The organism is Chloroflexota bacterium (assembly GCA_016219275.1).
Classification (GTDB): Bacteria; Chloroflexota; Anaerolineae; order UBA4142; family UBA4142; genus JACRBM01.
The window spans coordinates 54,044-66,845 of sequence record JACRBM010000066.1; the positions used below are offsets into that span (position 1 = coordinate 54,044).

The 12,802-nt window shown below is 58.9% G+C and carries 11 protein-coding genes; 7 read left to right on the plus strand and 4 right to left on the minus strand.

Going from position 1 to position 12,802, the window contains the following annotated elements:
- Positions 1-8 precede the first annotated feature (8 nt).
- The 5 genes from HY868_18665 to glk all read left to right on the plus strand — a co-directional run bounded on the left by HY868_18665 (position 9) and on the right by glk (position 5,013).
- Positions 9-1,103, plus strand: coding sequence for a hypothetical protein (locus tag HY868_18665; GenBank protein MBI5304162.1), 1,095 nt, complete (start codon positions 9-11; stop codon positions 1,101-1,103).
- Between the two features lie 351 nt (positions 1,104-1,454).
- Positions 1,455-1,943, plus strand: a complete 489-nt coding sequence (locus tag HY868_18670; GenBank protein MBI5304163.1) for a DUF4395 domain-containing protein — start codon at positions 1,455-1,457, stop codon at positions 1,941-1,943.
- Positions 1,943-2,425 carry a thioredoxin family protein gene (locus HY868_18675; protein MBI5304164.1) on the plus strand — a complete coding sequence of 161 codons (483 nt, stop codon included), beginning with the start codon at positions 1,943-1,945 and terminating at the stop codon, positions 2,423-2,425. Before HY868_18670 ends, HY868_18675 begins: the two co-directional genes overlap by 1 nt.
- A gap of 324 nt (positions 2,426-2,749) precedes the next feature.
- Positions 2,750-4,000 (plus strand): MFS transporter, encoded by a 1,251-nt coding sequence (locus HY868_18680; GenBank protein MBI5304165.1) that lies wholly within the window; start codon positions 2,750-2,752, stop codon positions 3,998-4,000.
- 2 nt (positions 4,001-4,002) lie between these two features.
- A complete protein-coding gene (glk, locus tag HY868_18685) occupies positions 4,003-5,013 on the plus strand; it encodes a glucokinase (GenBank protein ID MBI5304166.1) in 1,011 nt (336 codons plus the stop codon).
- A 71-nt stretch (positions 5,014-5,084) separates the two neighbouring features.
- On the opposite strand, the gene HY868_18690 is transcribed toward glk, so the two are convergent.
- From HY868_18690 to HY868_18705, 4 genes are all read right to left on the minus strand, one after another.
- On the minus strand, positions 5,085-6,002 hold the full coding sequence (locus HY868_18690) for a HEAT repeat domain-containing protein (GenBank protein MBI5304167.1): 918 nt from the start codon (positions 6,000-6,002) through the stop codon (positions 5,085-5,087).
- Between the two features lie 106 nt (positions 6,003-6,108).
- Positions 6,109-7,245: an alanine racemase gene (gene alr / locus HY868_18695; protein ID MBI5304168.1), complete on the minus strand. Its 1,137-nt coding sequence runs from the start codon at positions 7,243-7,245 to the stop codon at positions 6,109-6,111.
- 76 nt (positions 7,246-7,321) lie between these two features.
- Complete coding sequence (gene tilS / locus HY868_18700; GenBank protein MBI5304169.1) at positions 7,322-8,770, minus strand: tRNA lysidine(34) synthetase TilS; 1,449 nt, start codon at positions 8,768-8,770, stop codon at positions 7,322-7,324.
- Between the two features lie 63 nt (positions 8,771-8,833).
- Entirely contained in the window at positions 8,834-10,060 is a 1,227-nt protein-coding gene (locus HY868_18705; GenBank protein MBI5304170.1) for a TIGR00300 family protein, read from the minus strand.
- Positions 10,061-10,192: 132 nt separating this feature from the next.
- Between HY868_18705 and HY868_18710 the strand changes: the two genes are divergently transcribed.
- The gene (locus HY868_18710) at positions 10,193-11,932 is read left to right on the plus strand and encodes a PD40 domain-containing protein (GenBank protein ID MBI5304171.1); all 1,740 of its coding nucleotides are present in this window, start codon (positions 10,193-10,195) and stop codon (positions 11,930-11,932) included.
- A gap of 139 nt (positions 11,933-12,071) precedes the next feature.
- Positions 12,072-12,770, plus strand: a complete 699-nt coding sequence (locus HY868_18715; protein MBI5304172.1) for a DUF2085 domain-containing protein — start codon at positions 12,072-12,074, stop codon at positions 12,768-12,770.
- Positions 12,771-12,802: the final 32 nt, after the last annotated feature.

A 12,802-nucleotide genomic window follows, 5' to 3' on the forward strand; every position in this document is an offset into this window, starting at 1 on the left:
GAGCCCCAATGCTGAAACGTGATTGCCGCGTTATTTTAACGTTACTCGTGCTGCTCGTCAACGCGTGCGCGCCGATGCCAATTCCGACGGTCGCCCCGGCATCGGCTATTACCACCACGCCCGTGGCTGAAATCGCGCCGTTGGTCATTCCCGTTTCCGGTACGATTGCCAACGCGCGCGCGGAAATTTCCGGCATGGCGTGGTACGGCGACTATTTGATTCTGTTGCCCCAGTATCCCGATTTCGAAAAGCGACGCAACATCGCGCCCCAAGCCGCGCCGGCGCTTTTCGCGTTTGCCAGAGCCGACCTCCTCGCGTTCGTGGACGGCGCGAAAAAAGATGCGCTCGTCCCCAAGCGCATCCAGCTTGACGATGGCGATTTAATCAAACGGATTGACGCGGACGGATTCAACTATCAAGGGTACGAATCCATCGTGTTCGTTGGCAATCGAGTGTTCGTCACCATCGAAACCGAAAATAAATTAAACCGCAACACGATGCAAGCGTACTTGATGGCAGGCGACATCGCGCCGGATTTGAGCAAGGTGAAATTCGATCCAACGAAACTCACGCCGATCAAATCACCCGCGCCGATCAACAATCTCAGCCAAGAGGCACTGCTCGCCGTCGGCGACAAACTGCTGACCTTTTACGAAGCAAACGGTGCGGGCGTGAACCAGTCGCCCATCGCATCCGTGTTCGATCAAAAAACACTCGCGCCCGTGGGCACGCTGACGTTTCCGAACCTGGACTATCGCCTGACCGATGTGACGCCGCCCGATAGCGCGTTCAAGTTCTGGGGCATCAGCTATCAATTTCCCGGCGACGATGCTTCACTCAAAGCGCCGCGCGTGGATACGCTGGCGGCAAAATACGGGCAAGGTCCCACACACGCGAAATTTCCTCAAGTCGAGCGTTTGGTCGAATTTCAGTATAACGAGTCCGGCGTCGCATTCACCGATCGCGCGCCGATTCAACTGGTGTTGCTGAACGCGGATACCGCGCGTAACTGGGAAGCCATCGCGCGACTGGACTATCGCGGCTTGCTCATCGCAACGGATTCGTTTCCGGAAACGATTCTCGCGTTCGTGCCGTTCAAATAATGCGCGCAATATCTTGCGAAGGTTGATCGGAAACGCGTTCCGCAATGACGCGCCTGCCGCCTGCCAAGCTCGCTGTTTTATCGGCTAAACCTTCGCACGGCTGACCGCGGCAAGCTCTAACATGTTTTTGATGGACAAGAGTCGCAACTGATTATACAATGTCAAGTAGGATGTAAGCGATGCTTTTGTCGAATGCAATTACCCCAACCGTCTGTTGCTTGTGTTGTTGCGCGATGTTGGATCGCGCGTTTTTTGCATTGGGGTGATGATTTCAAATCGAATCCGATTCGATTCAACTCATCGCTGGCAATGCGGCGATGAGTTTTTTATTTTATCTCAGGAGAAATAACCATGAGTGATCTAATCACACGCGTAGACCATTCCGCGTTGCGCGTCAACCAAGCGACGATCATTGCTTTACTGATCATCGCGTTCATCATCAACGCGCCGTGGCTCGTCGCGAGTGTTGGCTTGGTGATGCTGATCGGCACGGCATTACGCCAACCCGGTTTCAAATTCATCTACGCGGGGTTTCTCAAGCCGCGCGGCATCGTCAAACCGGATGTCATTGCCGATCACCCGCAACCGCACGTTTTCGCGCAGGGCATGGGCGGCGCAGTGCTCGCGATCGCGTTCGTTGCGTTCCTGCTGAACAGCGCCATCGTCGGCTGGGCGTTGACGTGGCTGGTCGTTGCGCTCGCCGCACTCAATCTGTTCGTCGGTTTTTGCGCCGGCTGTTTTGTGTACTATTGGCTCGGTCGCTTGCGCTTGCCGGGCTTTACCGCGCAACCCCTTCCCGGCACATTCCCCGGGATGCGTCCATCGCAAAAGGCGGGTTGATGGACATTGCAATTCGTTTTGGCATCACCATTCTCATTATTTTCGCCGGCGTTGGCTTGTATCTCGCGGTGACAAAATTACGTCTTGCCTCTCTGCGTCACGTGCAGCGCGATCAGGCGAACCTGGGTCTGGACGATTTTCGCGTCGGCGCGCCGACGATTCTCTACTTTACCACGCCGGATTGCGCGCCGTGTCAAACGCTCCAGAGTCCAGCCATCGAGGAATTGCGCGCGCAGTTTGGCGATGCTTTGCAAATCATCAAGGTGGACGCGTCTGAACGGATAGACCTTGCCAATCAGTGGGGCGTGCTCAGTGTTCCGACGACGTTCATCATTGACGCGCAAGGACAACCGCGTCACGTCAACAATGGCGTCGCCTCCGCCGCGAAACTGGTTCAGCAACTGCACGCGTTTGCCGGGTTGAGTCAACCATCAGGCGCAGCGCGCCAAGTTGCCGCAAACAAACTCGCGACGCACGCGTGAATAGAAAACGTCCCACCTCGCAGAGATAGTTTCTGCGGGGTGGTTTTTTATTTGCCTTTCACGGTTAAACGGAATCCAACGCCCGCGGCGAATCAATGACAAGATTCGCCGCTTGTTGTATACTGTCGAGTGTGTTGATGGCGGCGGGCGTTAACGTGGGGCAAGTCTTTATCGAATCGGGAGGTGTGCGTCAAGTTTTTGGGTGGTGAAAAAACCTTGCGAAGGTTGAACGGCAATCCTATTTGATTTGTCGTCAAAACCTTCGCAAGGTTGAGTGTTCCAAAATTTTGACGGACACCCCGAATCGGGAGGTAGAATTTGTTCGTGATTAGCAAACGCTACGATACAAACTATCGCTGGTACATCCTGGGTTTAGCCGCGCTGACCAACGCCTTCGTTGCGGCAATGCCAACGATATGTCTGACCGTCTTGTTCAAAGAAATCGCGTCCGAGTTAAATTTGGATTTGGTGCAGGTTGGTTTGATTTGGGGCATTGGCGCGTTGCCAAGCGTCTTGGCGCTCTTGGCGTGGGGCGCTCTAGGCGACCGGCTCGGACCCAAGCGCATTCTCACGATCGGTTGCGTCCTGATCGGCGCGCTCGGCGCACTGCGCGGCGCGGCGTTCGATTTTAACTCGTTGCTCGCCGCGGTGCTTGCCTTTGGTTTTGTCGCGCCGCTCGTCGCGATGAACTCGATCAAGGCATGCGGCATTTGGTTTCCCAGCCGGCAACTGGGTCTGGCGAATGGCGTCCTGTCCATGGGTATGGCGCTTGGATTCATGTTGGCTTCGATGATCAGCGCGACCATCCTGTCGCCCTGGTTAGGCGGTTGGCGGAATGTTTTGTTTTTGTACGGCGCACTGGCGTTTGCGTTCAGCGTGCCCTGGTTTTTCACCCGGTCTGTGCCTGCTAGCTCCCCCGTATCCGTCGGTAAACCTGGGACGATCCCGATTTGGCAAGCGTTGCAGCATGTTGCGCGCATCCGAAAAGTGTGGTTGCTTGGTTTGATCATGCTGGGCATCGGCGGTTGTATTCAAGGTACCCTCGGTTATCTGCCGTTGTATTTGCGCGAATTGGGTTGGCTCGCGAATAGCGCCGATAGCGCGGCATCCACGTTTCACGCGGCGAGTATGCTCTTTGTCGTTCCGATTGCGTTATGGTCGGATCGCATGGGTTCGCGTCGCAAGGTCTTGCTTGCCGCCGCGCTCGCGATCACGGTCGGTGTCGGTTCGCTCTCGGTCGCTGACGGTTTCGCCGTGTGGATCGCGGTCGCGCTCGTGGGCATGGTGCGCGATGGGTTTATGGGCGTCTTTATCACGCTGATCATCGAAACAGAGGGGATTGGCGCGACGTATGCCGGCACGGCGACGGGCTTGGTCATGGCGTTTGCCGGCGTGGGACATCTCGTTGCGCCGCCTCTGGGCAATAGTCTCGCGAGCATCGCGCCGGGGATGCCGTTCGTCGCGTGGGCGATCCTGGCGGTGGTCGGGACCCTGGGTCTGGTCGCCTTTCAAGAGCGGAACGCCAACGTCGTGGGTGAGCGGGTGATTGTCCAGCCCAATCCAGTGCGAGAGTAAAAATGAATCGCGAGAATGAATGGTTGTTGGCAGGCGATATTGGCGGTACGAAAACCGCGCTCGCGATCTATGCGCGTGACCGCGGTCCACATCTGCCGCTGGCGCAGGCGGTCTTTGCGAGCAAAGATTACGAGTCACTCGACGCGCTGGTGCGTGAATTCCTGGCGAACCAGCATCTGAATTTGACGCGCGTCTGCATTGACGTGGCGGGTCCGGTCGTTGACCAACGCGCGCAGGTCACCAACTTGTCCTGGGTCGTGGACGCGCGCCGCTTGAGCGCGCTGCTCGGCAATGTGCCGGTGTGTTTGTTGAACGATCTGGAAGCTATCGCGAATGCGATTCCTTTTCTCGAGTCGGCAGACTGGGAAACGTTGAACGAAGGCGCGCCGGTCGAACACGGCGCGCGCGCGGTCCTCGCGCCGGGCACGGGGTTGGGCGAAGCGTTTTTGACCTGGGATGGCGAAGGGTACCGCGCGTTCCCGTCCGAAGGCGGTCACGCCGATTTTGCGCCCACGACCGCGCTCGAACGCGACCTGCTCGAGTATTTGCAAGAACGGATGGATCACGTCAGCTACGAACGCGTCGCGTCCGGCATGGGCTTGCCGAACGTGTACGCGTTCTTCAAAGACGTGCGGCGCTTGCGCGAACCCGCATGGTTACACAAGGCGATTGCCGCCGCGAACGACCCAACGCCCGTTATCGTGCAAGCGGCGCTCGAAAGCCAGGTCGAGATTTGCGTGGCAACGCTAAATCTGTTTGTGGCGATCCTGGGAAGCGAAGCGGGGAACTTGGCGTTAAAAGTTTTGGCGACGGGCGGCGTGTATCTGGGGGGCGGGATTCCGCCGCGTATCTTGGCGTATCTGAAAGCAAAAACTTTTTTGGAACGTTTTACGCGCAAGGGACGTTTTGCCGAATTGCTGCGTCGCGTACCGGTGCGCGTGATTCTCAATCCGCACGCGGCGCTCATTGGCGCGGCGTGTTATGGCTTGAGCAAGCGCATGCCGGGGAGTTGAACCGGCGTGCTAATCCCGACCTGAAAAAGGCGAGCCGCCGATTCAATCGGCGGCTCACGTGTAAGGTGGACCTAGTTCTTGGAAAAAATCCCTTCGCCCTGCCAGATGTGCGGAAGCGAGTCTTCCGCTTCCCCAACGGGTTCGTCCTCCAGTTCTTCCATCTCGCGAATGTCGTACCACTCTTCCAACGCGTCGCGCGCCACTTCGCGCACATCGCGGTCGCGCGCGTGCGACAACTGGTCGAGCACCGGATACGCGCGTTCGTCGCCCGTCTCGGCGAGCGCGTAGATCGCGAGCAGGCGCAGCGGTTTGCGCGTGCCCTTGCCGCGCGCGAGTTGAATCAACGTTTCGGTCGCTTCTTCCAAACCCAGTTCGCCCGCGGCGTGCACCGCTTCGTACTGAATCTCCGGATCGGTGCTGTGTAGCTCGGCGAGGATATTGTCGGTCCAGCGCGGGTCGCCGTTGCGCGCCATCGCGAAAATCGCGCTGGCGCGAAAACGCCGGTCGCGTTGTTGGTACGCCCACTCGATCAACTCGGTCACGTCCGGGTCTTCGACGCGAAACGCCAACGCTTCAATCGCGCAGCGCCGCATTTCGAGCGCCTCGTCTGGGTCTTGCGCGATTCGAAAGAGGAAATCGGTCACTCTCTCGTAATCCACCTTGGTGATTTCGAACATCGGCGCGTCCCAGCCCTCGAACTCGGCGGCGTCGCCTTCGTAGATGTACCGCCCGAGCGCCGAGATCGCGTGCGCGCGCACGTCGGAGTGTTCGTCGTTCGTCGCTTTGCCGATGAGCACGTCAATCCAGTGCGGATCGGGATCGTTCCACAAACACGCAATCGCTTCGGCGCGCACCTGCGGGTCGTGATCGTCGAGCAGGGTGCGGAGCATCTTGAGCGCGCGTTTGTCGAACGGACGATAGCCGTCTTCGATGTCTGCTAGAAAATTGAGTTTCTCTTTCTTATTCATCTTGGGTAATCGCTCAGGCATCGGTTGCCTCCTCCCAAAGATATTTACTATATTGTACCACGATTAGCATTTTTTTGCCAATGGCACTATTTTTCGACGGGTTGGGCGCGACGGTGGCGCGCCGTTCTCAGACATACCGTCGCTCGACGCGCGCGCTGATCGTCGTCGTCGTCTCATAATTATTCGTTCCCAGGTTTCGCGCGACATGTTCGGCGGTAATTTCCTCCGCGCCTTGTTTGCCAATCAGCACGACCTCGTCGCCTTCGGTCACGCCGTCAATGTCGGTCACGTCAATCATCGTTTGATCCATGCACACGCGTCCGACGATTGGCGCGCGCGCGCCGCGCACGAGCACCGCGCCATAATTTGGTTTGCGGCGAAAACCATCCGCGTATCCGACCATCAGCACCGCGAGCCGCGACGCGCGTTCGGTGCGAAACGCGCAACCGTAACTGACGTACGTTCCCGCCGGCACCGCGCGCACTTGCGCGACGCGCGTCTTGAACGACAACGCCGGCGCGAATCCTTCTGGACGCGCTACCTCGTCGGATGGATCGAGTCCGTAAATCAAAATGCCGCAGCGCGCGAGATTGAAACGCGCGTCCGGCAAGCGCACCGATGCGGGACTGTTCGCGGCGTGGCGGTACCGCACGCGAATGCCCGCGCGTTCGAATTCGTCCACGACGCGATTGAACTTGGACAATTGTTCGCGCGTGTACGCGATGCTAAACTCGCGCGTCTCGTCCGCGACCGCGAAATGCGTGAACACGCCTTCAAGTTCAAGGTTGCCGAGGTCGCGGATCGCGCGCACAAAATCATTTGCTTGTTCCGGCTCGATGCCGAGTCGCGTCATGCCGGTGTTGACCTTGACGTGGACGCGCGCCCGCGTGTGTTGAACGCGCGCAATATCGGCGAGCGCGCGCGCGTGGTCGAACGAAAAAATCGCGAGCGTGAGATTGTGCGCGAGCGCGCCCGGCATCCACTCGTTGAGCGTGGGACCGACGACGAGGATCGGCGCGGCGATGCCGGCGCGGCGCAGTTCGATGCCTTCGCCGGCGGCGTACACGCCGAGCCAGGTCGCGCCGCCGCGCCATGCCGCGCGCGCCGTCTCGATCGCGCCGTGTCCGTACGCGTTTGCTTTTACCATCGCCATCAGTTCCGTGTCGCGTCCGAGAATATCTTTCAATCGCCGCGCGTTGTTTTCGATGGCTTGTAAGTTTACCTCGACCCAGGCGGGTCTCAGCGGAATGGATTCAGATTGCATGGTTGTTGTTGGGGAGTTGGCTAACAGACGATCCGACTATCGCACTATTGCACTATCGCACTATCGCACCTTCAAACTACGCATCTTTCTTAATGAACCGTACGCGCCAGACCGCTTTGGTTTCGTACACCGCGCGCACGCGTTCGTCGGTGCGCCAACCGCACACCCAGCCGATGTGATCGTTAACGACGAGAATGGGCAAACGGTCGCGGATCACCGCGGGAATTTTTTCGTTGATCATAAATTCGTTGAGCGTTTTGGTTTTGCCTTTCATTCCTGCGGGCTGAAACCGATCGCCGGGACGCCGACAACGCAGATACACTGCGCCCTGACATTTTTCGAAATCGAGCAGCGCCGTCCAGTTGTCAATCACTTCGACCGCGTCAATCAATTCGGTTTCGACCATCCAATGCGTGTTCGGTAGATCGAACGTGCCGGCTACCGGCAAGTCGAGACGTTCGACGTGCAACAGCGGCAAATCGGGAATCGGCGAGCGTTTGGTCGTGTCGCGAATCGCAAACTCGTTATAGCCGAGCACGAGCACGAGGTTATGCGGTAGCGTGGCTTCCGCGCCCGTGTCCTTGTCGAGCGCGATGCATCGCGCGTTTTCGATGTGCGCCCATTCGATATCCTTAAGCGAGCGGCGCAATTCGAAAATCGCTTCGCGCAACGTGCCGCGTTGCAACGAAATGGGCAACGCGCTCCACAAATCACGGTCGAACATGATCGCGTCTTCGCTGGCGGACGCGACCTGCGCGTATGCCTCGCGTACTTGTTGCTGGATGTACGCGTAATCGTCGGCGGTTTGTTGCGCGGTGCGGAGCAAGACCTGGCGCAGATTCGGATTGAACGTTTCGAGGTACGGCAATGCCTCTTGCCGCAACCGATTCCGGAAAATCGCCGTGTCGAAATTCGTCTCGTCGGTGCGCGGGGAGAGATAGCGTTCCTGGCAGTACGTTTCGATCTCGGCGCGCGTCACGTCGAGCAGCGGACGCACGATGCGGAGCGGATACCCGGGCGTGCGATACTCGAACGTGGACTCGGTGAGATCGAGCGAGTACTCCATTCCGCGCAAACCCATCAGTCCCGTGCCGCGCAAGAGCCGCAGCAGAATCGTTTCGACCTGATCGTCCGCGTGATGCGCGACCGCGATGACGTGCGCGCCGGCGGCTTGCGCGACGCGCGTGAGAAACGCGTAACGTGTCACGCGCGCGGCTTCCTCGATGGACATCCGGCGTTCTTCCGCGATCTGCGCGACGTCGGCGGCTTCAATCGTCGCGGGCAAGCGCCACTCGCGCGCGAGTTGCGCGACAAAATCCGCGTCCGCGTCCGCCGTCTCACCGCGCAGTAAATGGTTGAGGTGCGCGACGCGTAACGTCAAGCGCATTTCGCCGCGCAGTTGTCGCAGCACGTCGAGCAACGTCAACGAATCCGCGCCGCCGGACACGCCGACGACGACGGCATCGCCGGGCTTGATCAAACTGTGTTGCGCGATCGTTGCGCGCACGGTGTCGAGGAGGGACATGGTCGAGTTACTTGCCAGAATCCAGGTTTCTCGAAGAAACCTGGATTCTATCTTCGCTTGCCTTTACACGTGAAGCGCTTCCGCCAATTCGCGCATAAACAATTCCGCGTCGGTTACGAGACCCAGAGCTTGGAAGGTGCCGCGATCCGCGAGTTTCGTCACGACCGCAGGATTGATGTCCACCGCGACGACCTTGGTTGCGGCGGGCAACATATTGCCGGTCGCAATCGAGTGCAACATCGTCGAGATCATCAACGCCATTTCGACGCCGCCCAGCGCCGCGCGCATTTTGCGTTGCGCCTCTTGCGTGTCGGTGATCACGTCGGGGATGGGACCGTCGTCGCGCACGGACCCGGCGAGCACCATCTCGACCTTGTTCTGCACGCACTCGTACATCACGCCCTCTTTCAACACGCCTTGCTCGACCGCCGCACGCAAATTGCCGGCGCGCCGAATCGCGTTGATCGCAACCATGTGATGACGATGTCCGCCTTCGACGGGCTGACCGTTGTGGAGCGCGACGCCGAGCGAGGTGCCGAGGAGCGCGGCTTCGACATCGTGCGCGGCAATCGCGTTGCCGCCAAAGAGCACCTGGACGAAGCCCGCGCGAATGATCGCCGCGAGGTACGGACCGGCGCCGCTGTGAATGATCGCGGGACCGGCGACGACGAGAATCTTGCCGCCGTGCGCGCGCGTCGCGCGCATCGCCTTGGCGATTTCTTCGATGACGAGCCGTTTAGGTTTTTCGGACGAGACTTCACTTCCCATGAACGCGAACAGTTCGCGTTCGCGCGCGCGCTCGTGCGGGAGTACGTGAATGCCTTCGTGTCCGACGACGACGTGCTCGCCCACGCGCACGTCCGCCATCGGCGTCATACGCGCCGTGTTCTGCGCGTGATCTACGACGATGACCAAATCCATCTCCGTGCCGGTCACGTCCACCCATTGACCGTTGAGCCGTACCTGGGTCGGCAAATGCGTCGTCGAATAAAAATCGTCCGGCAGAATTCCATCGCGCGTGACTGCGGCTGTGTGTGCATCGTCGCGCGAAACGAGCACCGCGCCATCGTCTTGCACGGCAATGAGGATGCGATGCAATTGTTCTTCGGTATCCGCGGAGATGCGCATGCGCGCGAACGAGGTTTCGGTTTTGTGGCGACCGACGCGAATCTCTTGCAAATCGAATTCGCCGCCCAGGTCCATCACGACGCCCCAGACCTTGGACAAGATGCCCGAGTCAATGATGTGCCCTTCGAGTGTGATCTCTTCGCTTGCAAAGCGTCCGTTCATGATTGCTCCTAAAAATTGAATGCGCCTATTATAGGTTTGCCAGCGCGCCTAGTCAAGTTGAAAATGATGGTTTGCTTTGACGCTCGCTCTATTCTAGAGTATAATCGCCGCACAGTTCGTTAGCAGAAGGAAATGATCCACACAGTGTTTCAACCACGTTCGTTTTGGTACGCGCTCGTCGTTTTGCTGCTCCTCGCTTTTCATTCGTCAACCTCCGCGTCAGTTTCTGCCGCGCCCGACGCCGCGCCCGCGCCGACCGGTCGTTTGATCGTTTCCGCGGAGAGCGGCGGCGCGTGGAATCTTTTCACCGCCGATCCGGATAGCGGCGAGTGGCAACGTCTCGCGGCGAACATCGTGTCTGCGCGCGATCCCGCCGTGTCGCCGGATGGCAAAGCGATTGCGTTTCGCAGCAAGCGCGATGGCGTGTGGGAACTCTACACATGGCGCGGCGACATCGTCACGCGCGTCACGCGCGGCATGATGTACAGCGGCGCGCCGGTGTGGTCGCCCGATGGCAAACGTCTCGTGTTCGAATCGTACGCGCGCGGCGACCTGGATATCTGGGTCGCGAATGCGGACGGGTCCGGCGCGATGGATCTCACCGAGAACGAAAAGGCGCACGACTACGCGCCGGCATGGTCGCCGGACGGACGTTGGCTCGCGTTCACGAGTTGGCGCACCGGCACGCAACAAATTTTCATCGTCAACGCGGATTGCACGCGCAATTGCAAAGCGACGAATCTATCCGCGAACAAATTCAACGAACAAAAAGCGGTCTGGTCACCGGACGGCACGCAAATTGCGTTCGTGTCCGATCGCGATGGGCAACGCGCGATTTACGTCGCGGATTTCGCGACGAGCGGGGTCCAAAATGCGCGGCGGCTCACGTTCAGCGGCTGGGACGATCAGCCCGCGTGGTCGCCCGACGGCAAATGGATCGCGTTCATTTCGCCGCGTCCGAAACGCCAACCGATTTATCTCGTGCCCGCCGATGGTTCGTGGTCGGTGCCGCGCATCGTCGAGAACGGTCCGACGTTCGCGTCGTCGGTCGTGTGGGCGAGCGATGCAACCATCGCGGCGAGTGACGCATCTAATAACGAGGTCGCGCTGTATCGCGAACAGCCGGACCTGGCGGCACCGGACAGCGGTCATCCGTACGAATTGCGCCGCATTCGCACCTCGAAACTCGAAGGCGGTTTTAGCAGACTGAGCAGTCGTGTCGCCGATGGATGGGACGCGCTCACGGTGCGCGCCAAGCAAGAAGTCGGATACGATTTTCTCGCGCTCGTATCGGATATGACGCGCCCGGTAGATTACAAGTGCGATGCGACGTGCGATACATTGAGTTGGCACAAAGCCGGTCGCGCAGTGGATACGCGTGTGGATTACAACGGAATGGAAATTGTGCGCGAGGATTTGCTCGGCGAGACGTATTGGCGTGTGTACTTGCGCGCGTCCGCGCAAAATGGTACGCAGGGCGAGCCGTTGAAAGACGCGCCCTGGGATTTGTCGTATCGCGCGCGTTGGATCGTCGGACGCGGCGAGGGCGGCGTCAAGAAACCGCCGGCGTATGGGTTCTATGTTGATTTCACCGAACTCGCGCGGCAGTACGGTTGGTCGCGTATTTCATCCGCGGATGGCGACGACTTTGATTGGAAAACGAACAAGATCGGTGCGGAGTACTGGCATATCGAACGACGGCAAGGATTGAATTGGTACCAGGCGATGCGCGAAGTGTACGCCGAAGACGATATGCAATCGGTCGGCGAATGGAACACGCTCGCGCGCCTGGGCTACGATGGTTACTTGCTCTATCTCAAAGGCATTCCCGCGCCCGCGCGTGCGTGGAAATGGTTTGTGTTGAACCCGTGATGACTAGTTTGACAATGTCAGATTAACCACAGAGAGCACAGAGGGCACAGAGATTTTATTTTTTCTCTGTGATCTCTGTAGTCTCCGTGGTGAGAAAAATGAAATGCGACATTGTCAAACTAGAGTGTGATGTCAATTGATGAACCAACCACCTCACTATTCTTCCCCGCCATCTACTTCACCGGCTGTGCGCCTTATCGTACTGATGGTAGACCGCCTGGTGTTTTTCATCGCGCGGCATTGGCTTGCGCTGGTCACCGGGATGCTGGGATTGTACGTCGGCGTTCCGTTTCTCGCGCCGATATTGATGCACTATGGCTACGTCACGCAAGCCGAGTGGGTGTACAATCTGTTCAGTTTGAATTGTCACCAACTCGCGCACCGCAGTTATTTTCTTTTTGGAGCGCAACCGGTCTATCCCCTGGACGATTTGCGCGCGCTCGTTCCCGGTGGCGCGGACGAAAATGCCATCTCGTTTTTCTGGCGCGATTTTCGCGGCAACGCGGAACTGGGTTACAAGGTCGCGGTCTGCGAACGCGATCTCGCGATCTATGGCGCGATGATTTGGGGCGGGTTGATGTTCGCCCTGTTCCGCCGCCAACTGCGACCACTCGATTGGCGATTGTGGGTACTCTTCGCCGTCGCACCGATGGGGCTTGATGGCGGTTCGCAGTTGATCGGTTTGCGCCAAAGCGATTACATGCTCCGCACGATCACTGGCGCGTTGTTCGGCATGGGGTCGGTCTGGCTCGCGTATCCGCATGTCGAAATCGCGATGCGTGATTTGCGTAGCCAAGCGCAAGAGCAGTGGGCGCGCGCGCGCCGTGTTAACTTGTAAGACCTTCCAGGTTTCGCGCAAGCGCCTGGATG

What these genes read in the sequence shown, in the direction of transcription:
- HY868_18665 (MBI5304162.1), top strand. Translation starts at nt 9, where the DNA reads ATGCTGAAACGTGATTGCCGCGTTATTTTAACGTTACTCGTGCTGCTC.
- HY868_18670 (MBI5304163.1), top strand. Translation starts at nt 1,455, where the DNA reads ATGAGTGATCTAATCACACGCGTAGACCATTCCGCGTTGCGCGTCAAC.
- HY868_18675 (MBI5304164.1), top strand. Translation starts at nt 1,943, where the DNA reads ATGGACATTGCAATTCGTTTTGGCATCACCATTCTCATTATTTTCGCC.
- glk (MBI5304166.1), top strand. Translation starts at nt 4,003, where the DNA reads ATGAATCGCGAGAATGAATGGTTGTTGGCAGGCGATATTGGCGGTACG.
- HY868_18690 (MBI5304167.1), bottom strand. Translation starts at nt 6,002, where the DNA reads ATGCCTGAGCGATTACCCAAGATGAATAAGAAAGAGAAACTCAATTTT.
- alr (MBI5304168.1), bottom strand. Translation starts at nt 7,245, where the DNA reads ATGCAATCTGAATCCATTCCGCTGAGACCCGCCTGGGTCGAGGTAAAC.
- tilS (MBI5304169.1), bottom strand. Translation starts at nt 8,770, where the DNA reads ATGTCCCTCCTCGACACCGTGCGCGCAACGATCGCGCAACACAGTTTG.
- HY868_18705 (MBI5304170.1), bottom strand. Translation starts at nt 10,060, where the DNA reads ATGAACGGACGCTTTGCAAGCGAAGAGATCACACTCGAAGGGCACATC.
- HY868_18710 (MBI5304171.1), top strand. Translation starts at nt 10,193, where the DNA reads ATGATCCACACAGTGTTTCAACCACGTTCGTTTTGGTACGCGCTCGTC.
- HY868_18715 (MBI5304172.1), top strand. Translation starts at nt 12,072, where the DNA reads ATGAACCAACCACCTCACTATTCTTCCCCGCCATCTACTTCACCGGCT.